Here is a 19,955-nt window from a genome sequence, read left to right as displayed (position 1 = left end):
TATGTGATAGAAACTCCAAAAAGGAAAATCACAACGACGCAATGCCTCAGTCTTTGGTGAAAATATCGAGGCCTTGCATGGTCTGCTGCAGGCGGATGGCGTCCCAGGGCAGGTATTCGGCAATCGTCAGTCCGACGATATCAGCTGCCTGCTGGATGGCCTGCAGCTTTTCGCTCATCTCGCGGATCGTGCTGATGCCATGCGAGCTGCCTGCAAACATCGGCACGTCAGGCTCGGCAAAATACTGGGCATGGAAATCGTTTGGTGACAGAACGTCAATATCCCAGTGTATCGCGATTTTGCTGAAATGATGCTGCTTAAGCCAAGTAAGGATGGCATCTGTCGGCAGCATGCCGTGCTCCTGTACCGTGTAAGTTACGCCAAGGCGATGGAGCTCCTGTGCTTCGGAAGCGAGAAGCGGCTGCAGGCCGGCATAAAGGATTTGTGCAGGCCGCAGCGGATGCTCAACTTCCGCATGCAAAACAGGGTCACCGGCACCTAGAAGGTTGGCCACGACCATTGCATGCTCATGATTGAACATCTGTGGATTGGAAATATCGGGATGGGCATCAAACCAGATGACGCCGAGAGTTTCGCCGTATTTGCCATGCAGATAATCAAAAGGAGCCTGCGACACGAGGCAGTTGCCGCCGAGTGTGATGATGCGGTCAGGCTGTTCTTTTCGAATGACAGCCTTGGCATGCTGCACATTGCCGAGAACAGCCTGCTGCGCTGTCACACCATTTTCCTCTTTTAACGGTACATCCGTCGGGGCATCAATAGGCACGACGATATGCTTCTGGTTTGGGTTTTCGGGCGCGAGCATGGAAAGCAGCTGACTTCCTTTATAATACGCTGTCTTGGCACCAGCCTGCCAATCGCCAATCTGCAATCGTATGGTTTTGCTCATTTTTTCACTCCATTTCTGCAAGAATCAAGCTGTGCTTTTTGGATAAGTTCATCATAGCGATTTTTCGGGGGCTCGGCCAGTCACATTTTTTACCAGACGTCTGATCTGTGACGTTTTCATGGAAAAGTCACTTTGGCAGTACAATGAAAAAAATCCCGATACACGAGCCATGTATCGGGAATATTTCTGTATCAAGGGGAGAGGGTGGGATGTATGATTTAGTAGCGCGGCGGGAAGGAGACGACGAGGAGCATCTTGAAGGGCTCAACGCCGTAGACGGCATGCGGGTGATTGGCCGGCATGACGATGGAGTCGCCTTTCGTGAGCTCGTAGTCCTTGCCGTCAATCGTAATGCGTCCTTTGCCGTCGAGGGCAACGACGAGGGCATCGCCCTTTGATTCGTGCGTGCTGATGCCTTCGTCTTTGGCGAAAGCAAACAGCGTGATGCCGACGCCGTCATTCTGTATGAGGGTCTTGCTCACGACCTGACCGTCTGCATAGGCGACCGAGTCAGCCAGTTTGAGTACTTCGGCTTTTGGGATATTTCTAAGGATTTCACTCATGTTGCATGACCTCGCTTTCTTTTTCTGTCTTTATCATAGAACGGAACACCGCCTTTGTTTGTCATCATGGCAACAATTCACAAAATACGCGCTGACAATCGTTTTCCGCAACTGACAAATAACCCGGCGCATGAGCAGTACGCCGGGTTATTTGCTGTGTATTATATCTTAGGAGAGCTTTGCGCTTCTTGAAAAGAAGTGCTAACGAAAGCCTATAGATAATATAGCATATATGAGAATGAATATCAATAGTATTTTTAAAATTTTTATAACGAAAGAGGACCCGGCTCTGCTCAGCCAGGTCCTCTCTTCCGTTTCATCGTTAGCGATGAAAGCTCTCCTGAAAAGTATTGTAACACAGGATGCAAGTTTTGTCGTGTGATTGAGTCGCAAAAGGATTTTTTCCAACTTTGTCGAATACAAAAGTAGAGATGTAAAACTCTTAGTAACAGAAGGGAAGCCAGTAAAATGAGTACGGAATTTTTAGGGAAGAAAGCCTGCATTGCGCCGGAAGGCGTTTTCATCATTGGTACGTACGATGAAAACGGTGTGCCGAATGCCATGAATGCGGCCTGGGGCGCGCAGTCGGACTACGGCGAGATCACGCTGTTCCTCGCACCGCATAAGACGACGGACAATGTCAAGAAGACGAAGGCCTTCACGGTGGCCTTTGCGACAAAGGATACGGTCGAAATTGCCGACTACTTCGGCGTCGAGACGGGCCGCAAAGTCAACAAGATCGAGAAGGCCGGCTGCCACGTCCATAAGAGCGCGCATGTCAACGCGCCGATCATCGAGGAATTTCCGGTGACGCTCGAATGCGAGATGAAGAGCTACGATGACGAAACGGGCATCCTCGTCGGCAAAATTATTGCCGAGCAGGCAGATGATTCCGTTCTGACGGACGGCAAGGTTGACTACGACAAACTCCAGCCGATTATTTTCGATATCGCGACCATGACCTACCGTGTCATCGGCCCTGTCGTAGGCAAGGCCTTTCACGATGGGATAAAGCTAAAAGCCTAAGTAATAAGTAAGATCATACAAGCGGTATTCGCGGTGATTTTTTTGAAACATAAGAAGCTCCCGACAAATGAGCAGGTTGTCGGGAGCTTTTGTATGTCATAGTTCATCGCCTTTGTCGCGGCAGTAGTTGACGAGGGCGTCGATGAAGGCGCGGGCCGCGTGGGAGAGGTAGGATTTTTTGCGCCAGGCGATGAGGGCATGGCGGCGGGGGCGTGTCGGGAGGGCCGCATAGCAGGGGGCTGTCTGGGGGTTGAAGGCGCGCAGCAGCGTCATCGGGAGCAGCGTGGCGCCGAGTCCTGCACTTGCAAGCGTCAGGGCCGTTTCCATGCTGCGCGTCTGCAGGTAGATTTTAGGCGTGAAACCGGCTTCGGCGCAGATATTCAGAAGCTGCTGGTGGAGTTTCTGCTCACTGTGCATCTGGATGAACGGCGTGTCCTTGAGAAGCTCCATCGGCAGAATCGGCAGAGTCTGCTGGCAGTCTTTTGGCAGGTGATACTGCTGCGAAAGTTCGTGGTTGGCCGGCAGTACGAGAATCATTTCCTCAGAATAGAGCTCCGCGAAGGCAAAGGCATCGGTATCGACCGGCTGCGTGGCGATGATGAGGTCGGCTTCGCCGGAGAGCACGGATTCTTCGAGTCGCTTTGAGGTGTGTTCGGCAAGCTGCAGGCGGATGCCGGGGTATTTTTCCTGAAACTGCGGCAGGAAAGCTGCGAGAAAATATGTGCTGCGGAATGGCGAGCTGCCGACGACGAGATTGCCCTTCGCACAGCCGAGCTCATCTTCGACATAGCGATGAAATTCTGTTTCAAGTTCGGCGATGTGCTGCCCAGTCTCCAGATATTTTTTGCCGATGGTCGTGAGGCGCAGAGGCTGGGAGCCGCGGTCAAACAGAGGTGCTCCAATCTTCTTTTCCACATTCTTTAAAAGCTGGGACAGAGAGGGTTGGGAGATATAGAGTTTTTCAGCTGCACGGGATATCGACCCCGTCTCGGCAATGGTGCGGATGTACTGAAATTGACGGCTTTCCATGATAAATACTGCTACTTAAAACATAGACAAATATGTCTATATCAAGATGTTTTGCCGCAGCCTCGCGGCTTGCGGTTCCTTCTTCATTGTACACTCTTTGGCTCTGAGCAAAGCTCATCAACTACTCGAGGGGGTTCTGTACTCCAAAGGCGTAAATTCCCGACTAGCCATCGGTACATATATCGGCGTTCTTGGACTTAAACGACCCGATATTCTGTTGCATCCCGCAGATTGAGTGCAGCGTTGAGATCGCGGTCAGCCGTATAGCCACACTTTGGGCAGACATACACGCGGTCTTTGAGTTTCAAGCCTTTGTGAATGTGCCCGCAGGCATGGCAGGTTTTGGAACTTGGGTAAAACCTGCCCACGACTCGCACTTCGATGCCGATAACTTCTGCCTTGCGTTTCAGTTTCGACAGGAACGAATGGAACCGTTCTGCCGCAACTGCTTTTGCGAGATGCATGTTCTTCATCATGCCTTTGATGTTCAGGTCTTCCACGGTAATGAAGCTTGGTTTTTGCTTCACGATTTCGTGGATGGCCTTATTTTCGTGGTTTTCGCGGATTTGTTCAATCCGCTGATGAAGTTTCTGCACCTTGATTTTTTGTTTGTCAATGTTTGCAGAGGCTGCAGCAGGTACACCGCCTTTCTTCTTTCGAAACTCATATTTCCGGCTGAGCTGCCTCTGCATCCTTCTCAGCTGCTTCTCCAGTCGTCTGACTTTTGAAGATTTATTGATATTTTTGAAGGACTGGCCATTGCTGACAATCGCCAGATCCTTGATACCTAAATCAATTCCTACACCTTCGTCCTGCGGATGGTAGGATGCCTCCAAATCGTTGTTGTATTTGGACTTCTTATCGACATCTGCCACAACAGAAACATAGAATCTGCCTGCCTGATAAGAAACAGTACCGCTTATGATGGCGATGCCAACGGGCAGGTACCCGTATTCTTTCAGCTTTACCTGCTTCAGGGTCGGTATCATCAATTTATGCCGCCATATCTTCCAGTCACCTTTGTTGTTTCGCGGAAAATATAGTTTCACGTCCTGCCGGGATTTCTTTTTGAAACGCGGGAATCCTGCCTGTCCCTTGAAGAACTTCTTAAAGGCAGCTTCGGCATTGACAAGAGCTTTCTTGCGGGCTTTGGACCCGCATTCGTTTATCCAGGGCAGTTCCTTTTTCAGCTTGTGATTGACATACTTATCGAAGTCATTGGCCGAAACGAAATGCTTCTGATGGCTGTCGAGTATGCCACGCTGATACATCCGGTAAAGCTTCTTATTGTAGGCGATGTACTGATTGTACAGGAAGCGGCAGACGCCGATGGAGCGGATAATCTTATTGGTCTGCTCCATTGTCGGAGCAATTTCCGTTTTGAATGCCTTTAGCAATCGTCTCATCTCCTTCGATTTGCTTCTTGTATTTCCGCAGGCCATACAGACGGTCTGAGAATACATGGAGAATGCTTACGATATCCTGTACGAGTTCTTCATGCGGAGACAGCTTTTCATTTTTGACGACAATAATCTCCGTATTGAACTTATTACAGAATCTCTCGAACCAGTCAAAGCCGAAGCGTACAAACCGGTCCTTGTGTGTCACCAGTATGGTCTTAACTTTCCCTTCCATGACTTCGTTCAGGAGCTGATTCCACTTTTTTCGGTTATAGTTCAACCCACTGCCAAAGTCGCGGATAATGGTATCCACAATCATGCCTTTTGCATTGGCATAGGTTTGCAGAAAATCGACCTGATTCTCGAGATCATCTGCCTGATTTCGGGTCGATACCCTTGCATAAATCACAACGGTACGGGTGTCCGCAGCTTTGGAGATCCCTTTAAACTGTAGGTATTGTTCATAAGTATAGTATCTGCGATTCGTAGGGGAACGATTTGCTTTCAAGATTCCTTGGTTATCCCAACGCTGCAGTGTTCTGACTGACACGTTGAGAAGCTCCGCAAATTCTTTCGGTTTATAATTTGTAATATTGGATGTGTTCATAATGTATCCTTTCTCCACATCCTCATTATATTACAAATGTGTATATTTATCTATGTAATTAGTTACTTATAAATTCCTCCTTATAGCTTTTCTCTTATAAAATTTTCCCTTCATTAAATACCTGCTTATATTATACAATGTTTTCGCGCAATGCAAAAGGCTGCCGGACCTGCGGCAGCCTTTGCTGTATGTGAGAAAAAGATAAGTGGGAAAGGCGGATGTTTACTTCTGCGGGTAGAAGCCGGACGGCTGGCCCGAGAGGTTGACGAGGATATTCTTCATCTGCGTGTAGTGTTCGAGGATGACTTTGTGCGTCTCACGGCCAATGCCCGACTGCTTGTAGCCGCCAAACGGCGAACCTTCAGGAATTTGGTTGTACGTATTGACCCAGACACGGCCCGTCTCAATGGAGCTGGCAACGCGGAATGCACGGTTGATATCCTGAGTCCAGACAGCACCGCCGAGACCGTAATCGCTGTCATTGGCCATCTTGATGACCTCTTCTTCCGTCTTGAACTTGATGACGACAGCCACAGGTCCGAAGATTTCCTCACGGGCGACGCGCATATCATTTGTGGCATTCGTGATGAGCGTCGGCTTCATGAAAATGCCGTTCTTGAGCTCACCGTCGACTGCCTGCTCACCGCCGCAGGCGATGGTTGCACCCTCTTTTTTGGCGAGTTCGACATAGGAAAGGACCTTGTCGAGCTGGGATTTGTAGATGGTCGCACCGAGCTGCGTGTCTTCTTTCCACGGCAGGCCAATCTTGACCTTGTTGAAGCGTTTGACAAGCTCTGCTACAAATTCGTCGTAAATACCTTCCTGGACGAAGATGCGCGAGCCGGCGCAGCAGACCTGCCCTTGGTTGAAGAGGATGCCGAGCTGGGCACCGTCATAGGCTTGTTCAAGGTTGCAGTCGTCGAAGAAAATATTCGCCGATTTGCCGCCGAGCTCAAGCGTTGCCGGAATGAGTTTTTCGGCTGCGGCTTTGGCGACGGAAAGTCCGACTTCCGTGGAGCCCGTGAACGCGAGTTTGCGGAAGCCCTTGTGGTCGAGCATGTACTGGCCGGCTCTCGACCCTGCGCCCGTGATGACGTTGAACACGCCCGGCGGCAGGACGTCCTTGATGAGGTTGGCAAAGTACAAAACGGAAAGGGAGGTCGTCTTCGATGGTTTCAGGACCGTGCAGCAGCCGCTGGCGAGCACCGGTGCGAGCTTCCAGGCTGCCATGAGGAACGGGAAGTTCCACGGGACAATCTGGCCGACAACGCCGATCGGCTCGCGCAGAATGATGCTCATCGTCGTATTGTCGAGCATCGTGGCCGAGCCTTCTTCGGCGAGAATGCAGCCGGCGAAATAACGGAAATGCGCAGCGGAGAGCGGCACGTCGATGTTTTTCGTCTCGCGGATGGGCTTGCCGTTGTCGAGAGTTTCGATCAGGGCGAGCTCGTCGGTATGTGCATCGATGATGTCGGCAATCTTGTTGAGAAGGGCTGCACGTTCCTTGACCGTAGTCTTTTTCCACGTGGCAAAAGCCTTCCAAGCTGCGTCTACAGCAGCATCGACATCCTGCGGCGTGGCCTCTGCGCAGCTCGCAAGTTTATCGCCCGTAGCGGGGCAGAAAGAATCAAATGTCTTGCCATCGGCCGCTGGACGCCAGGTCCCGCCGATGAAAAGGCCGTACTGACTGTTTAATTTTGTCTCTGGAATCATGATAATCCCTCCTATATATTGGATTGAAAAATTATTTTTTATGTGAAAGCATTTTTTGCTTTACAGGCTTTTCGATTTTTCGGTTTTCAGGATGCCTGCTTCTGTGCGCCGGAATTTTTTATTTCCGGTGCATTTTTGATGGACTCGGGCAGTCCGGGCAGCTCCGGACGCGTGATCAGGCGGCCAAGGCGTGTGCCGGAAAGATAATTGAAGATCCATTTAAAAGTGACGGTGATATTGCTGTGGAACCCTGCCTTGGTGAGCAGATGAATCCAGAGCCAGGCCGACCAGGCGAGAAAGCCGTGAACGCGCAGCGGACCTGCTGCCATGACAGCTTCACTGCTGCCGATAATGGCCATGACGCCTTTGCTCTTGTAATGGAAATGTTCCGGCTCTTCGCCGCGCAGTTCATGCAGAATGTTCTTGGCTGCAAGTTCTCCTTCGGCCATCGCGACCGGCGCAAGTGTCGGCAGAGGCCGCTGCTCACCTGGCTGCGTGTAGCTCGAGCAGTCGCCGACGGCAAAGATATCATTGCTGCCCTGCAGGTGAATCGTATCGTCAATGAGCAGGCGTTTGCCGCGGTCTTTTTCACAGGTGAAGCCACTGAGACACTCTACAGGGCGTACACCTGCCGACCAGACGACGGTTTTTGTTTTGAGCGTAGAGCAGGGCGCATCTTTTGGAGCACTGCTCGGACGGTAGGAAAGCGTCTCGCCGTCATAGCCTGTTACGAGCATCGAACACTGAACGTCAATGCGTTTCTTCTGCAGAACATGCAGGGCATCTTCGCGGAGATTTTCGGGCATCATGCCGAGCACGCATTTATCGGCCCCGATTAAATGGATGCTGACTTCATCGAAATTGATATGATGGAACTCTTTCTGCAGGACATCGTAGACGAGTTCGGAAACGCCGCCTGCGCCCTCGACGCCAATCGGACCGGCGCCGACAAAGACGAAAGTCAGCAGGGCTTTGCGCTTCTCCGGGTCTGTCTCGGCAGAGGCTTCTTCAAAAACGCTCAGGAGATGACTGCGGATGCGAATGGAATCCTGCAGAGTCTTCAGAGGGAACGCGTTGCGTTCCACTTCTTTATTGCCAAAGAAATTCGGCGTCGAGCCAAGCGCGATAATCAGGTAATCGTAGGGAACATCCCCATGGCTTGTCTTGACAATTTTTTCTTCCGGCTGAATGCCGCTGACCTCTGCCAGCAAGAAATCAACATTATTTGCTTTTTTAAAGAATCCGCGAATGGGGTAGACGACCTCATCCGTTGAGAGCATCGATGTCGCTACCTGATAAAGGAGCGGCTGGAATACCTGGTAGTTGTTGTGATCGATGATCAGTACATCCACCGGCTGATTGGCCAGCTTCTGTGCTGCTTTTATGCCGCCGATGCCTCCACCGAGGATGACGACGCGTGGCCGTTCTTTCATGTCCAATCCCGCCTTTCTGCAGGTTTTCTATAAAATGAAGAAGAAAACCTGTTTCTTCATAAAATGTTGGAACATCCGTGTGATGTTCGTCACATTTTTTGATAGTTATTTCATTTCAATATTTATTATCTTTTAAGTATATTATACACTTATAAACAATAAAGATAAAATACTAAAAATTTATGGTATATAGCATAACGATATTTTTTTATCATGGTTCATATTGTTTTGTGCATATTTTCACGAAAGTTATAGGCCTGTGCTTATGTTCCATATAGGTGAACTTTGTTACACCTTGAACGGAATGTTGCTTTTGGCAGTTGATTTTTATGAGAATTAGCGCTATTTTTTCGTATATTGTCTTTGTTTAATACAATATATATAGGCAAAAACCTATTGATAATTTAAAATATCTAGTATTATACTTAATCTCGCTGACGTCGTATAATAAAGACAACAAAGCGAACAACAAAAGCGCATGAAAAGAATAAGAGAAAACAAGTTCTGTATTATATAGGGAGGTTTTTGCGATGTCGTTAACGTATTATTTCCTGCCGACCCGTAATGTTTTTGGTGAAGGTGCTGTCAAAGAAGCCGGCAAACTCATGAAGAGCCTCGACGGCACGCATCCGATGATTGTCACCGATGCTTTCCTTGCAAAATCCGGCATGGCCGATGAATTGAAGAAAATTCTTGAAGACGAGGGCCTGCCGACCTTTATTTTCGGCGGTGCCGAGCCAAACCCGACGGATAAGAATGTTGTCGCTGGTGTCAAGGCGTTCCAGGAGCAGGGCTGCGACTGCATCATCTCACTTGGCGGCGGTTCGTCCCATGACTGTGCCAAGGCTATCGGCCTCATCGCAGCCAACGGCGGCGAGATTTATGATTATGAAGGCATTGACATTTCGAAGAATAAGATGGTGCCTTTGATGGCAGTCAATACGACGGCCGGTACGGCTTCTGAGATCACGCGTTTCTGCATCATCACGGATACGCGCCGCAAGGTCAAAATGGCCATCCTCGATTGGCGTGTCACGCCGCAGATCGCCATCAACGATCCGGTGCTCATGAAGGGCATGCCGCCGCGCCTGACGGCTGCCACGGGTATGGATGCCCTGACGCACGCAATTGAGGCCTATGTTTCCTCCGCTGCGAACCCGCTGACGGATGCCGCTGCCCTGCAGGCCATCAACATGATTCAGAAGTACCTGCCAAAAGCTGTGGCCAATGGCGATTATCTCTATGCCCGTGACAAAATGGCTTATGGTCAGTACCTCGCCGGCATCGCCTTCAACAATGCTTCGCTCGGCTACGTCCATGCGATGGCACATCAGCTCGGCGGTGTCTACAACCTGCCGCATGGTGTCTGCAATGCCATCCTGCTGCCGTATGTCTGTGAGTTCAACCTCATCAGCAACCTCAACCGCTTCCGCGATATCGCCCGCGCTATGGGCGAGGTCATTGACGGTCTCAGCACGAACGAAGCGGCTGACAAGGGCATCGCTGCTATCCGCCGCCTGAGCCGCGAGGTCGGCATTCCGCGCACGCTCAAGGAACTCGGCGTACAGCCTGAGGACTTCGAGCTCATGGCTGAAAATGCCCTCAAAGATGCCTGCGCTCTCACGAGTCCGCGCAAATACACGAAGGGCGAAGTTGTCGAACTCTATCGCCGCGCTTACGAAGGCGACTGGGTCGACGCAACCTGCTGATTCTTTCACATTACTGATATCCCCTGTTATACGCAAAATGGCTGCTGCATTTTAAGATGCGGCAGCCATTTTTGCTGTATGTGCTGTATGCAGAGATTTATTTTTCGATTTTATGGCACCAAATGGCATCGGTCAATAGCAGCACCGCGACAATGAAGAACATCTGCCGGATGCCGAAGACAGCGGCGAGATGGCCGCCTAAGAAAGCTCCGGAGAACATGCCGATGAACTGCGCTGACTGGTTGAAACCGTAGATGCGGCCAAGGCAGAAGGAAGGCGTCAGATTGCGGATGAGTGTATTGATGGACGGCATGAGGCCTGCAACCGCGACCCCATGGATGAAGCGCAGCAGGGCGAGCTGCCACGGCGAGGTGACGAGTCCCTGCGGGATGGAGACGGCGCCGGCAAGCAGCAGGCAGGCCGGCAGGACCTTCTGCGCACCGATTTTATCGGAGAGATGCCCGATTTTTGAGGCGAACAGCATGCTGGCGAAGCCGGCGCTTGAGTATAGCACAGCGCGAAGCCGTCAAAAAAGAATGCCCCCGTTTTGTCAACTGGTTGGCGACTGACAAAACAGGGGCATTTCTATCATAAAGGATGCAGAAGGCATCCCTTATAAATGTGATAATAAGTGGTCAATAGACGATAACTGGCGTGTTTTTATCGACGTTCTGGTAAATCTCGGCAGCTTTTGCCGGCGGCAGGTTGATGCAGCCATGGGAGCCGTTGGTACGGTAGGTCTGACCGCCGAAGGTTTGGCGCCACGGGGCATCGTGCAGGCCGACATTGCGGTTGAACGGCATCCAGTATTTGACTTTGGAATCGTATCCCTGACCGCTGAGCATCGCATCACGCGTTTTGTACGTAATGCCGTAGATGCCTTTCGGTGTAGCATGGCCGCGCGTCGGATTGCCCGAAACGAAATAACTTTCGAGGACGCATTTGCCATCTTTATAGAGCCAGAGATACTGTTCGTGCAGATTGACTTCGACGTAGCTCGTACCCCAGTCTTTTGGGGCATGGACGGCCGCGGTCTGGGCGTAAATCGGTTCGCAGGCAGCGCTTTGTTTCTTTGCAAGCAGGTCGAGGAGATGAGCCGTTTCCTGCTCCTGATCGATGCGCCAGCCGTAGTCGCCCTGCGTGATTTTGATGTCCTGACCCGTTGAGGTGTGGAAGTCACGCGTCGTATAAGCCGTGTCGTATTTGTCGGCAAGCTCTTTGACGAAGGCCTTGACCTGGTCCTTGTCAAAGGAAACACTGCCATCCTCGTCTTCCTTAAGCCACGAGAGGATGCGGTCGCTGTCAAGCGTTTCGCTCTGGTCGCCAATCTGGTAGGTGATGGTGACTCCCGCGTAATCCTTCTGGGCCTGCTGCATCGGCGTGAGCTGGACCTCGGCTTTTTTGCCAAAAAGTCCGCCTCCCGACTGACTCGAGAGGGCAAACCCGCTGCAGGCAATCAGGATGAACACGCAGACGGCACCCAGAATCATGAGATATTGCTTTCGCTCCATAAAAATCATTCCTTTGAAGAGCGTTAAAATGAATTCTTTCACCAATTTACCACATAATGCGCTGGAATGCAAAGGGTGACAGCAATTTCCTTTGACAATGCAGGAAATATCTGCGGGACCGCATAAAAGAAACGGAAAAAGTCCAGTACTAGACTTTTTCCGTTTCTTGACGAAGCCGATTTTTTATTTGTGTCTGCAGTTCGACGAGGGGTTCGCTGCCATTGGCAAGGGATTTTAGGCAGAAACACTGCGGAGCGAAGGCGGTCAGGCCAATCTCGCAGGAAGCAGCAACAGGGATTGTTTCGATAAAATCCCGCAGTTCCTCTTCCTGCAGGGGAAAATTCATCAGCAGATAAGTACCGAGATGAGTATAGCCTTCGTACTGTGTCAGGCCGGCATAGTCAAAAGGATTGTCTTTCGGGGTAAAGCGAAGGTTGTCAAAGTAGACGAGCTCGTCTGCCTGGTAGATTTTCACGCGCGAACGGTAAAGACGGTAAAGAAAATGTTCCCCGCGGGCTGCGCGTCCGCAGGCGAGGATATCAGAATAAAACAGCCTGCTGGAAGCATCCCTGAGCTCGATATGAAACGTATTGCGAAAGGCCGAGTCCGCAAAGGGCAGGACGGGCAGCGGCGCGTAAAAAAGCGTGGCGTTTCTGCCGACCTCGATATGGCCGCTGCGCACGGCCTCGCCCTCGTCCATGCGGTGAATCTTTTCGTAGGACTGCGAGAGAAATTCTGCTTTGGCGCCGTCTTCGAGGCAAATATCGACATCCTGACGGTCACCGGCCATGGTGCCGGCTGAAACCTTCACGACCATGATCTGCAGAAAGCCCTGCTGATGAAAGGGACGTAAGATTTTGTAGGGAGCCGTAAAAAAGAGTTCCCGGATTTTTCCGGGAGCAATGACGAGGGAAAGCTTTGAGGTGCGTCCAAAAGCATTTTCACCGGCGGGAACGTCAGCAGCGGACTGCGTATGTTTTTGTGCATCCATATATGTCACATCTTTCAAATTTTAAGCCTTGGCAGCAGGGAACGGATTCGGAACATCTTCCAAAAGGACGTTGTGGCGAATCCAGTTGATGATGGTGTCAACGCCTTCTTTTTTCATGAGATTCGTGAAGAGGAAGGGCCGCGTGCCGCGCATTTTTTTGGCATCGTGTTCCATGACGCCGAGGTCGGCACCGACATAGGGAGCAAGGTCTTTTTTATTGATGACGAGCAGGTCAGAGCGCGTGATGCCCGGACCGCCTTTGCGGGGAATCTTATCGCCCTCGGAGACGTCGATGACAAAAATCGTGGCATCGGCGAGTTCGGGGCTGAATGTCGCCGAAAGATTGTCGCCGCCGCTCTCGATGAAGACAATCTGCGTGTCGGGAAAACGGTCCGTGAGCTCTTCAACGGCTTCCAGGTTCATCGAGGCATCTTCGCGGATGGCCGTGTGAGGGCAGCCGCCGGTCTCGACGCCTAAGATGCGCTCGCGCTCCATGGCGGAATGCTTGACAAGGAATTCGGCATCTTCTTTCGTGTAGATATCATTCGTGACGACGCAGATGCTGTAGATATCGTGAAGCTTCCTCGTCAGGGCTTCAATCAAGGCTGTCTTGCCGGAGCCGACAGGTCCGGCAACGCCGATTTTGACATAGGACATGATGATTCTTCTTTCTATATAAATGAAATCACGACATGTAGAGGCGTGAGTAAAGGACTTCGTGCTGCATGGCCCGGATATCGAGGCCGGGCGAGGCGAGACCGAGGTCGTCCTCGTCTGCTTCGAAAACGCGGTCAATGATGGCACTGTACTTCGTGCGGAAAGAGGCGACGAGGCGTGCGCCATCCGTCTGCGAGAGCGGAATGAGCTTGACGCAGGTGTTGATGAGGGCTGAAAGCTGCGCGTAGAAATAATGAAGCAGAGCCTGCCGCTCCGGCAGGTGCAGGGCAGCAGCAAGTGTCCCGTAACAGATGGGATGCGTACAGGAATGCTGCGTTTCTTTTACGTAGGCTGCGAACTTCGGCTCAAAGGGAAGTCCGATTTTCTGGACGTTCTTTGCCAGGCGTCGGCCGAGTTTCTGCAGGGCCTCACGCGGTTCACGCGGAACCTTGGCAGCACGCAGTTCTGTTTCAAGCTGCAGGAGCTTTTCGAGACCGTCGGTCTCAGGAAAATACTCGTAGGCAAGTCTCGCGGCCAAGAGTTCGCTGTAGAGAAAACTGCCAGAAAAATAAGCGCAGAGCCATGCAGAAGCCGTCTTGCTGTCATGGACAAGCCCCTGCTGCACATAGGTCTCGAGTCCGTAGGAATGGGCGTAGGCGCCAATCGGGAACAGGGCATCGTTGAGCTCAAGCAGCAGGAAAAGAGCTTCTTCCTGCTGTGGGGACACTTTTTCCTCTATGATATATTTTGCTGTAGGTTTTGGCTTTGCTGATTTTGCTGCTGCCATAGTCAGGCCTCGAATGTATGACGGTGTTCATGCTCATGCGTATGGGCATGATGATGCGTGCCGCTTACAAGCTTGAGACGATATGCATCGTCAAGCTTCAATTCCTTTTTCTCATAGGGGATGCCGAGCTTCGCGAAGAGGAGCCCCATGGAAGCATCCCAGACTACGGCAAAAGCTGGAGTGTCGCCGGGCAGGGCATAAAGCGGGGCATGGCGGTTGCCGATTTCATAGCAGAAGCGGGCTGCTTCCATGAGGCTGCGCGGTTCTGCTATGAGTGCAGGGACAGGCAGGATCTGGAGGACAACGAGCGTTTCCGCTTCTTCGAGCAGCACATCGCCGTCGTGCAGGCCGTGCTTCTGGGCTTCTGGCGAGAGGCGGATGGCAATATCGCGTCCTTCGTTTGTCAGGGCGCGCAGAATGTGTTTCTGAACGTCGGTATATTCAAGCGGCAGATAGTCGATATGCTTATTCTGCCTGCCTTCCATAAAAGCAGGGTCGAGCAGGCTGCCGCAAATTTTTGTCAAAATCATATAAATCCCCACCTTTTAAAAAAGATGATAGAGCTGCGTCAGCGGCAGTTTTTCCGCTGGTTTGCTCGTAATTTTCTGGCCGTCTACACGGACCTCGTAAGTCTCGGGATTGACCGTGATCTGCGGGGTCTTGTTGTTGAAGTACATATCCTTTTTCATGATGTCGCGGCAGTGCGAAACGGGACGGACGAGTTTCTGCAGGCCGAGTTTTTCCTTGATGCCGTCTTCCATGGCTGCCTTGGAAACAAAGGTGATGCAGGTATCGTGGCGGGCTCCGGCGGCTGCGCCGAACATATGACGGTAGAAAACGGGCTCCGGCGTCGGGATGGAGGCATTGGGGTCGCCCATCTTGGCGGCAATGATGAAGCCGCCTTTGATGATGATATCCGGACGGACGCCAAAGAACGCAGGATTCCAGAGCACGAGATCCGCGAGTTTTCCCCCTTCAATCGAGCCGACTTCTGCGGTAAGGCCGTGCGTGATGGCCGGATTAATCGTGTATTTCGAGAGATAGCGCAGGATGCGGAAGTTGTCGTTATCGCCCTTTTCTTCGGGCAGGCGGCCGCGCTCTTTTTTCATTTTATCGGCCGTCTGCCAGGTCCGCACGATGACTTCGCCGACGCGGCCCATGGCCTGAGAATCCGAACTCATCATGGAGAAGATGCCCATGTCATGCAGGACGTCTTCGGCGGCGATGGTCTCAGGACGGATGCGCGAATCGGCAAAGGCCACGTCTTCGGGGATGCGGCTGTCGAGATGGTGGCAGACCATCAGCATGTCAAGATGCTCATCGAGCGTGTTCTTCGTAAACGGCATGGTCGGATTGGTCGACGAAGGCAGGATGTTTTCGTAACCGGCCGCGCGGATGATATCGGGGGCATGGCCGCCGCCGGCACCTTCCGTGTGGTAGGTGTGAATGGTACGTCCGCCAATCGCCGCCAAGGTATCTTCGACGCAGCCCGCTTCATTTAACGTATCGGTATGAATCGCCGTCTGCACGTCGTAAGCATCTGAAACGCGCAGGCAGGCATCGATGACGGCCGGTGTCGCGCCCCAGTCCTCATGAATCTTCAGGCCCATGGCTCCTGCCTTGACCTGCTCGACAAGCGGAGCAATGCTCGAGCAGTTGCCCTTGCCGAGGAAGCCGAGATTCATCGGATAGGCATCGGCAGCGCGCAGCATCTCGCGCAGGTTCCATGGCCCCGGCGTGCAGGTCGTGGCGTTTGTGCCGTCGGCAGGGCCTGTGCCGCCGCCAATCATCGTCGTGATGCCGCTGTAAAGCGCCGTGTCAATCTGCTGCGGGCTGATGAAGTGGATATGCGTATCAAGGCCGCCGGCCGTGACGATGAGACCTTCGGCTGCCAGTGCTTCCGTAGAGGCACCGACCGTAAGGCCGGGCGTGACACCCTCCATGATGTCCGGATTGCCGGCCTTGCCGATACCGACGATGCGGCCGTCCTTGACGCCGATATCGGCTTTGACGATTCCCTGCACGGGGTCCATCACAATAGCATTCGTGATGACAAGGTCGAGAGCACCATTTTCACTGGTGATCTCGGAGGCCTGTCCCATGCCGTCACGCAGCGTCTTGCCGCCGCCAAATTTGATTTCATCGCCGTAGCTCGTGTAGTCCTTCTCGATTTCGAGCAGCAGGTCCGTGTCAGCAAGGCGCACCTTGTCGCCTGTCGTCGGCCCGTACATCAAGGCGTATTTTTCCCGACTGATTTTTTGACTCATTTTGCTGCCTCCTTATCGTTTGTCTCCATCAAAAAGCCGCGTTCTCTGGCGCGGCGCAGGGCAGCTTCTTTATCCAGTTCCCCCGCAGGTCCCATGGTCAGGGCGTTGAAGCCAAGGCAGCGCCGACGCCCGCGCAGTTCGACGAGCTCGACTGTTTTCTGCTCACCCGGTTCAAAGCGGACGGAGGTGCCTGACGGAATATCGAGACGCATGCCAAAAGCTTTGGCGCGGTCAAATTTCAGGCAGCGGTTGACTTCAAAAAAATGATAATGGGCACCGACCTGCACAGGACGGTCGCCGACGTTCGTCACGACGAGTTTGAGGCTTTCGCGCCCTTCGTTCAGGGTAATATCTCCTTTTTGGAGAAGCATTTCTCCCGGTATCATATGCTGGCCTTCTTTCGTATTTTTACTGAATCGGTTCGTGGACCGTCACGAGTTTTGTGCCATCGGGGAACGTCGCCTCAATCTGTACGGAGCCGACCATCTCGGGGACGCCTTCCATGACGTCTGCGCGCGTCAAGAGCTGGCGTCCGGCTGACATGAGCTCCGTGACAGAATGGCCGTCACGGGCCATTTCCATGAGTTCCATACTGATGTAGGCCACGGCTTCCGGATAGTTGAGCTTGAGGCCGCGTCCTTTTCGTTCTTCCGCGAGTTTGCCCGCGTAGTGGAGCATGAGTTTTTCCATATCCTGAGGTGCTAAGCGCATAGTTTATGCCTTCCTCTCTTCTATATAATGCGTTCTGTGCCTGCTGACAAATTGCTCAGGATGCCAGCATGTACTGCTGAATTTCTTCTTTGTCGGCGTCGCTGGAATTTACGTGCAGGACGATCTGTCCTTTATCCATGACGTAGCATTCATCGGCCAAGTCCAGGGCAAAGTCGAGGTACTGTTCAACGAGCAGGATGGAAAGACCGGTCTCCTTGTTGATGGTACGGATGGCATGGCCGATTTCCTGAATGATGGAAGGCTGGATGCCTTCTGTCGGCTCATCGAGCAACAGAAGCTTCGGATGGGCGATGAGCGCGCGGGCAATGGCGAGCTGCTGCTGCTGGCCGCCTGAAAGGTCGCCGCCTTTGCGCGGCAGGAATTTCTCGACAATCGGGAACAGGCGGAAAAGTTCCGAGGGGGCCTGTTTTTTGCCGCCGCAGACTTCAAGGCCGAGGCGCAGATTTTCGGCCACGGTCATCTGCGGGAAAATGTCGCGGCCCTGCGGCACATAGCCAATGCCCATGCGGGCGCGCTCATACGGTGGTTTTTTCTGAAGCTCCTGACCGGCAAGCTCGATGCTGCCCTTAGGCGTTTTGACCAGCCCCATGATGCTCTTTAAAGTTGTCGTCTTACCCACGCCGTTGCGGCCGACAAGGGCGATGATCTTGCCGTCGGGGATGGCAAGGTTTATGTCGTGCAGGACCTCGCTTTCTCCGTAGCAGGCCGTCAGTCCGTTGATATTAAGCATGTTTTTCTTCACCTCGTCCCAGATAAACTTCCTGTACCTTGGCATTTTTCATGACACTTTCGGCGGAACCTTCCGTGAGGATGGCTCCTTCGTGCATGACCGTCACGCCGTCTGCGATGCTCTTGACGAAATTCATATCGTGCTCGACGACGGCCACGGCACAGCGGTCCTTGATTTCTTCAAGGATGCGGGCCGTTTTTTCCGTCTCGGCCTGTCCCATGCCGGCGACAGGTTCATCGAGCAGCAGGAGCTTCGGCTCTTCAACGAGCAGCATCGCAATCTCGAGCCACTGTTTTTCGCCGTGGGAAAGGAATTTTGCGCGTTCCTTGCTCTTTTTGTCGAGGCCGACAAGGTGCAGGACATCGTAGATCTTGCGCGTATCGAGGTAGCGCTTGCGCATCATCAGAGAGCCGAAGACGCTCTTGTCGCGGTTGATGGCAATGCGCATATTGTCGTAGACACTGAGGTTGACGAATGTCGATGGCACCTGGAATTTGCGGCAGATGCCTTTTTTGACAATCTCGAATTCCTTGAGTTTCAGGATATTGCCGACGCCGGCATAATCGACTTCACCGGCTGAAGGCTTCGTCTTGCCGCAGATAACGTCGAGAAGCGTTGTCTTGCCGGCGCCGTTCGGGCCGATGAAGAAATGGATTTCATGCGGGGCAATGGAAGTCGTCACATCATTGACGGCCTTGAAGCCGTCGAATTCGACGGAGATATGTTTGAGATTCAGCAAAGCTTCATTTGAGGCAGAAGCGGCCGAAGATCTTGGTATCATGAGGCAATCCCCTTTCTCTTATTGGCAGACTTGCTGCGAAGACCAAATGGGAGATGAACGGTCGGCAGGTAAGGCTGTGCTTTTTCGTAAAGCGATTCAACCACGCCGACAAGTCCTTTCGGCATGAAGAGGACGACGAGCACGAAGAGCAGGCCGATGAAGTAGAGCCACATATCGGGGACCGTCTCACTGACGCCCGTTTTCATGGCGTTGACGAGCAGGGCACCGATGACCGCGCCAATCAGCGTGCCGCGGCCGCCGACGGCGACCCAGATGACCATCTCGACGGAAAAGGCGATGTCGAGTTCCTTCGGGGAGATCATGCCGGCAAAGAGTACATAGACGGCACCGGCAATGCCCGTGATGATAGCCGAAATGCAGTAGATGAACGTCTTATAACGGCTGGAATCGTAGCCCGTGAAGTACGTGCGGTTCTCACCATCGCGGATGGCGATGAGGATTTTGCCGAGGCTGCGGCTCATGAGCCACGTGCAGAAGACGTACGTCAGGAAAAGCAGCGCGACGGCAAAATAATAGAAGGAAACGAGATTCATCGGGTTCTGCAGCTGGATGCCTAAGAATGTCGTGAAGCCCGTGATGCCGTTGCTTCCGCCGGTATAAGCCTGCATGCCGACGAAAATTGTCACGAACGCCCAGGCAAGTGCCTGCGAAAGAATGGAGAAATAAACACCCTTGATGCGGTTTTTGAAGGTTGAGAAGCCGACGAGCAAGGCCAAAAGCAGCGGCAGGGCCACGACAGCGATGAGCGCAAACGGCGCAGAAGCAAAGGGCTTCCAAAAGGCCGGCAGCTGCGTCAGGCCGCCTGTTACCATGAATTCCGGCAGGGAACTGCCGCTCGCGACAAGCTTTAAATGCATCGCCATGGCATAAGCACCGAGGCCGAAGAATACACCGTGGCCGAGGCTAAGAATACCCGTATAGCCCCAGATGAGATCGATGCCGAGAGCCACAATGGCGTAGCAGATGAACTTGCCGAGCAACGTGAGGCGGAACAGCGTCAGCACGAATGGCATAGTCAGAAGAACGAGGATTAAGGCGAGAAAGACGAGATTTTTCTTTTCCCGCAGCCAAAATTTAATACCCAAGGT

Annotated in this window: 21 protein-coding genes; 2 read left to right on the top strand and 19 right to left on the bottom strand. The window is 52.5% G+C overall.

Annotated elements, in window-relative coordinates:
* Nucleotides 1–46: 46 nt before the first annotated feature.
* The gene (locus ACE419_RS08695; protein WP_435721729.1) at nt 47–910 is read right to left on the bottom strand and encodes an arginase family protein; all 864 of its coding nucleotides are present in this window, start codon (nt 908–910) and stop codon (nt 47–49) included.
* A gap of 218 nt (nt 911–1,128) precedes the next feature.
* A complete protein-coding gene (locus tag ACE419_RS08690) occupies nt 1,129–1,473 on the bottom strand; it encodes a cupin domain-containing protein (RefSeq protein ID WP_435721728.1) in 345 nt (114 codons plus the stop codon).
* 468 nt (nt 1,474–1,941) lie between these two features.
* On the opposite strand from ACE419_RS08690, the gene ACE419_RS08685 reads away from it, so the two are divergent.
* Nucleotides 1,942–2,499 (top strand): flavin reductase family protein, encoded by a 558-nt coding sequence (locus ACE419_RS08685; RefSeq protein ID WP_435721727.1) that lies wholly within the window; start codon nt 1,942–1,944, stop codon nt 2,497–2,499.
* 96 nt (nt 2,500–2,595) lie between these two features.
* Here the strand turns inward: ACE419_RS08685 and ACE419_RS08680 are convergent, their stop codons facing one another.
* The 5 genes from ACE419_RS08680 to ACE419_RS08660 all read right to left on the bottom strand — a co-directional run bounded on the left by ACE419_RS08680 (nt 2,596) and on the right by ACE419_RS08660 (nt 8,681).
* Complete coding sequence (locus ACE419_RS08680) at nt 2,596–3,528, bottom strand: LysR family transcriptional regulator (RefSeq protein ID WP_435721726.1); 933 nt, start codon at nt 3,526–3,528, stop codon at nt 2,596–2,598.
* Nucleotides 3,529–3,725: 197 nt separating this feature from the next.
* Complete coding sequence (locus tag ACE419_RS08675) at nt 3,726–4,934, bottom strand: RNA-guided endonuclease InsQ/TnpB family protein (RefSeq protein ID WP_435721725.1); 1,209 nt, start codon at nt 4,932–4,934, stop codon at nt 3,726–3,728.
* Nucleotides 4,873–5,520, bottom strand: a complete 648-nt coding sequence (locus tag ACE419_RS08670; RefSeq protein ID WP_432646339.1) for an IS607 family transposase — start codon at nt 5,518–5,520, stop codon at nt 4,873–4,875. The genes ACE419_RS08675 and ACE419_RS08670 overlap by 62 nt, the downstream gene beginning before the upstream one ends.
* 237 nt (nt 5,521–5,757) lie before the next feature.
* A complete protein-coding gene (locus tag ACE419_RS08665) occupies nt 5,758–7,248 on the bottom strand; it encodes an aldehyde dehydrogenase family protein (protein ID WP_432646321.1) in 1,491 nt (496 codons plus the stop codon).
* An 86-nt stretch (nt 7,249–7,334) separates the two neighbouring features.
* Nucleotides 7,335–8,681, bottom strand: coding sequence for an NAD(P)/FAD-dependent oxidoreductase (locus ACE419_RS08660; RefSeq protein ID WP_435721724.1), 1,347 nt, complete (start codon nt 8,679–8,681; stop codon nt 7,335–7,337).
* A 530-nt stretch (nt 8,682–9,211) separates the two neighbouring features.
* On the opposite strand from ACE419_RS08660, the gene ACE419_RS08655 reads away from it, so the two are divergent.
* Nucleotides 9,212–10,390, top strand: a complete 1,179-nt coding sequence (locus ACE419_RS08655) for an iron-containing alcohol dehydrogenase (RefSeq protein ID WP_432646323.1) — start codon at nt 9,212–9,214, stop codon at nt 10,388–10,390.
* A 97-nt stretch (nt 10,391–10,487) separates the two neighbouring features.
* Here ACE419_RS08655 and ACE419_RS08650 read toward each other — a convergent pair whose 3' ends face one another.
* The 12 genes from ACE419_RS08650 to urtC form a co-directional block, all read right to left on the bottom strand.
* Entirely contained in the window at nt 10,488–10,904 is a 417-nt protein-coding gene (locus ACE419_RS08650; RefSeq protein WP_435721723.1) for an MFS transporter, read from the bottom strand.
* A 121-nt stretch (nt 10,905–11,025) separates the two neighbouring features.
* Nucleotides 11,026–11,901: a L,D-transpeptidase family protein gene (locus tag ACE419_RS08645; protein ID WP_432646325.1), complete on the bottom strand. Its 876-nt coding sequence runs from the start codon at nt 11,899–11,901 to the stop codon at nt 11,026–11,028.
* Between the two features lie 148 nt (nt 11,902–12,049).
* Nucleotides 12,050–12,892 carry an urease accessory protein UreD gene (locus ACE419_RS08640; RefSeq protein WP_435721722.1) on the bottom strand — a complete coding sequence of 281 codons (843 nt, stop codon included), beginning with the start codon at nt 12,890–12,892 and terminating at the stop codon, nt 12,050–12,052.
* Between the two features lie 21 nt (nt 12,893–12,913).
* Nucleotides 12,914–13,549 (bottom strand): urease accessory protein UreG, encoded by a 636-nt coding sequence (gene ureG, locus ACE419_RS08635; protein WP_432646327.1) that lies wholly within the window; start codon nt 13,547–13,549, stop codon nt 12,914–12,916.
* 28 nt (nt 13,550–13,577) lie between these two features.
* Entirely contained in the window at nt 13,578–14,336 is a 759-nt protein-coding gene (locus tag ACE419_RS08630; RefSeq protein ID WP_432646328.1) for an urease accessory protein UreF, read from the bottom strand.
* Between the two features lie 2 nt (nt 14,337–14,338).
* Nucleotides 14,339–14,866 (bottom strand): urease accessory protein UreE, encoded by a 528-nt coding sequence (locus tag ACE419_RS08625; protein WP_432646329.1) that lies wholly within the window; start codon nt 14,864–14,866, stop codon nt 14,339–14,341.
* A gap of 15 nt (nt 14,867–14,881) precedes the next feature.
* Nucleotides 14,882–16,603 carry an urease subunit beta gene (gene ureB / locus ACE419_RS08620; RefSeq protein ID WP_432646330.1) on the bottom strand — a complete coding sequence of 574 codons (1,722 nt, stop codon included), beginning with the start codon at nt 16,601–16,603 and terminating at the stop codon, nt 14,882–14,884.
* The gene (gene ureB / locus ACE419_RS08615; RefSeq protein WP_439784383.1) at nt 16,600–16,989 is read right to left on the bottom strand and encodes an urease subunit beta; all 390 of its coding nucleotides are present in this window, start codon (nt 16,987–16,989) and stop codon (nt 16,600–16,602) included. The genes ureB (ACE419_RS08620) and ureB (ACE419_RS08615) overlap by 4 nt, the downstream gene beginning before the upstream one ends.
* Nucleotides 16,990–17,011: 22 nt before the next feature.
* Complete coding sequence (gene ureA / locus ACE419_RS08610) at nt 17,012–17,314, bottom strand: urease subunit gamma (RefSeq protein ID WP_432646332.1); 303 nt, start codon at nt 17,312–17,314, stop codon at nt 17,012–17,014.
* Nucleotides 17,315–17,369: 55 nt separating this feature from the next.
* Complete coding sequence (urtE, locus tag ACE419_RS08605) at nt 17,370–18,065, bottom strand: urea ABC transporter ATP-binding subunit UrtE (RefSeq protein ID WP_435721721.1); 696 nt, start codon at nt 18,063–18,065, stop codon at nt 17,370–17,372.
* Nucleotides 18,058–18,846, bottom strand: coding sequence for an urea ABC transporter ATP-binding protein UrtD (gene urtD, locus ACE419_RS08600; RefSeq protein WP_432646334.1), 789 nt, complete (start codon nt 18,844–18,846; stop codon nt 18,058–18,060). The genes urtE and urtD overlap by 8 nt, the downstream gene beginning before the upstream one ends.
* The gene (gene urtC / locus ACE419_RS08595) at nt 18,843–19,952 is read right to left on the bottom strand and encodes an urea ABC transporter permease subunit UrtC (RefSeq protein WP_432646335.1); all 1,110 of its coding nucleotides are present in this window, start codon (nt 19,950–19,952) and stop codon (nt 18,843–18,845) included. Before urtC ends, urtD begins: the two co-directional genes overlap by 4 nt.
* Nucleotides 19,953–19,955 lie beyond the last annotated feature (3 nt).

The sequence above is a fragment of the Mitsuokella apri genome (assembly GCF_047974105.1).
GTDB lineage: Bacteria > Bacillota > Negativicutes > Selenomonadales > Selenomonadaceae > Mitsuokella.
This window is presented reverse-complemented; position numbering and strand designations above follow the sequence as displayed.

What these genes read in the sequence shown, in the direction of transcription:
- ACE419_RS08695 (WP_435721729.1), bottom strand. Translation starts at nt 910, where the DNA reads ATGAGCAAAACCATACGATTGCAGATTGGCGATTGGCAGGCTGGTGCC.
- ACE419_RS08690 (WP_435721728.1), bottom strand. Translation starts at nt 1,473, where the DNA reads ATGAGTGAAATCCTTAGAAATATCCCAAAAGCCGAAGTACTCAAACTG.
- ACE419_RS08685 (WP_435721727.1), top strand. Translation starts at nt 1,942, where the DNA reads ATGAGTACGGAATTTTTAGGGAAGAAAGCCTGCATTGCGCCGGAAGGC.
- ACE419_RS08680 (WP_435721726.1), bottom strand. Translation starts at nt 3,528, where the DNA reads ATGGAAAGCCGTCAATTTCAGTACATCCGCACCATTGCCGAGACGGGG.
- ACE419_RS08675 (WP_435721725.1), bottom strand. Translation starts at nt 4,934, where the DNA reads ATGAGACGATTGCTAAAGGCATTCAAAACGGAAATTGCTCCGACAATG.
- ACE419_RS08665 (WP_432646321.1), bottom strand. Translation starts at nt 7,248, where the DNA reads ATGATTCCAGAGACAAAATTAAACAGTCAGTACGGCCTTTTCATCGGC.
- ACE419_RS08660 (WP_435721724.1), bottom strand. Translation starts at nt 8,681, where the DNA reads ATGAAAGAACGGCCACGCGTCGTCATCCTCGGTGGAGGCATCGGCGGC.
- ACE419_RS08655 (WP_432646323.1), top strand. Translation starts at nt 9,212, where the DNA reads ATGTCGTTAACGTATTATTTCCTGCCGACCCGTAATGTTTTTGGTGAA.
- ACE419_RS08645 (WP_432646325.1), bottom strand. Translation starts at nt 11,901, where the DNA reads ATGGAGCGAAAGCAATATCTCATGATTCTGGGTGCCGTCTGCGTGTTC.
- ACE419_RS08640 (WP_435721722.1), bottom strand. Translation starts at nt 12,892, where the DNA reads ATGGATGCACAAAAACATACGCAGTCCGCTGCTGACGTTCCCGCCGGT.
- ureG (WP_432646327.1), bottom strand. Translation starts at nt 13,549, where the DNA reads ATGTCCTATGTCAAAATCGGCGTTGCCGGACCTGTCGGCTCCGGCAAG.
- ACE419_RS08630 (WP_432646328.1), bottom strand. Translation starts at nt 14,336, where the DNA reads ATGGCAGCAGCAAAATCAGCAAAGCCAAAACCTACAGCAAAATATATC.
- ACE419_RS08625 (WP_432646329.1), bottom strand. Translation starts at nt 14,866, where the DNA reads ATGATTTTGACAAAAATTTGCGGCAGCCTGCTCGACCCTGCTTTTATG.
- ureB (WP_432646330.1), bottom strand. Translation starts at nt 16,603, where the DNA reads ATGAGTCAAAAAATCAGTCGGGAAAAATACGCCTTGATGTACGGGCCG.
- ureB (WP_439784383.1), bottom strand. Translation starts at nt 16,989, where the DNA reads ATGATACCGGGAGAAATGCTTCTCCAAAAAGGAGATATTACCCTGAAC.
- ureA (WP_432646332.1), bottom strand. Translation starts at nt 17,314, where the DNA reads ATGCGCTTAGCACCTCAGGATATGGAAAAACTCATGCTCCACTACGCG.
- urtE (WP_435721721.1), bottom strand. Translation starts at nt 18,065, where the DNA reads ATGCTTAATATCAACGGACTGACGGCCTGCTACGGAGAAAGCGAGGTC.
- urtD (WP_432646334.1), bottom strand. Translation starts at nt 18,846, where the DNA reads ATGATACCAAGATCTTCGGCCGCTTCTGCCTCAAATGAAGCTTTGCTG.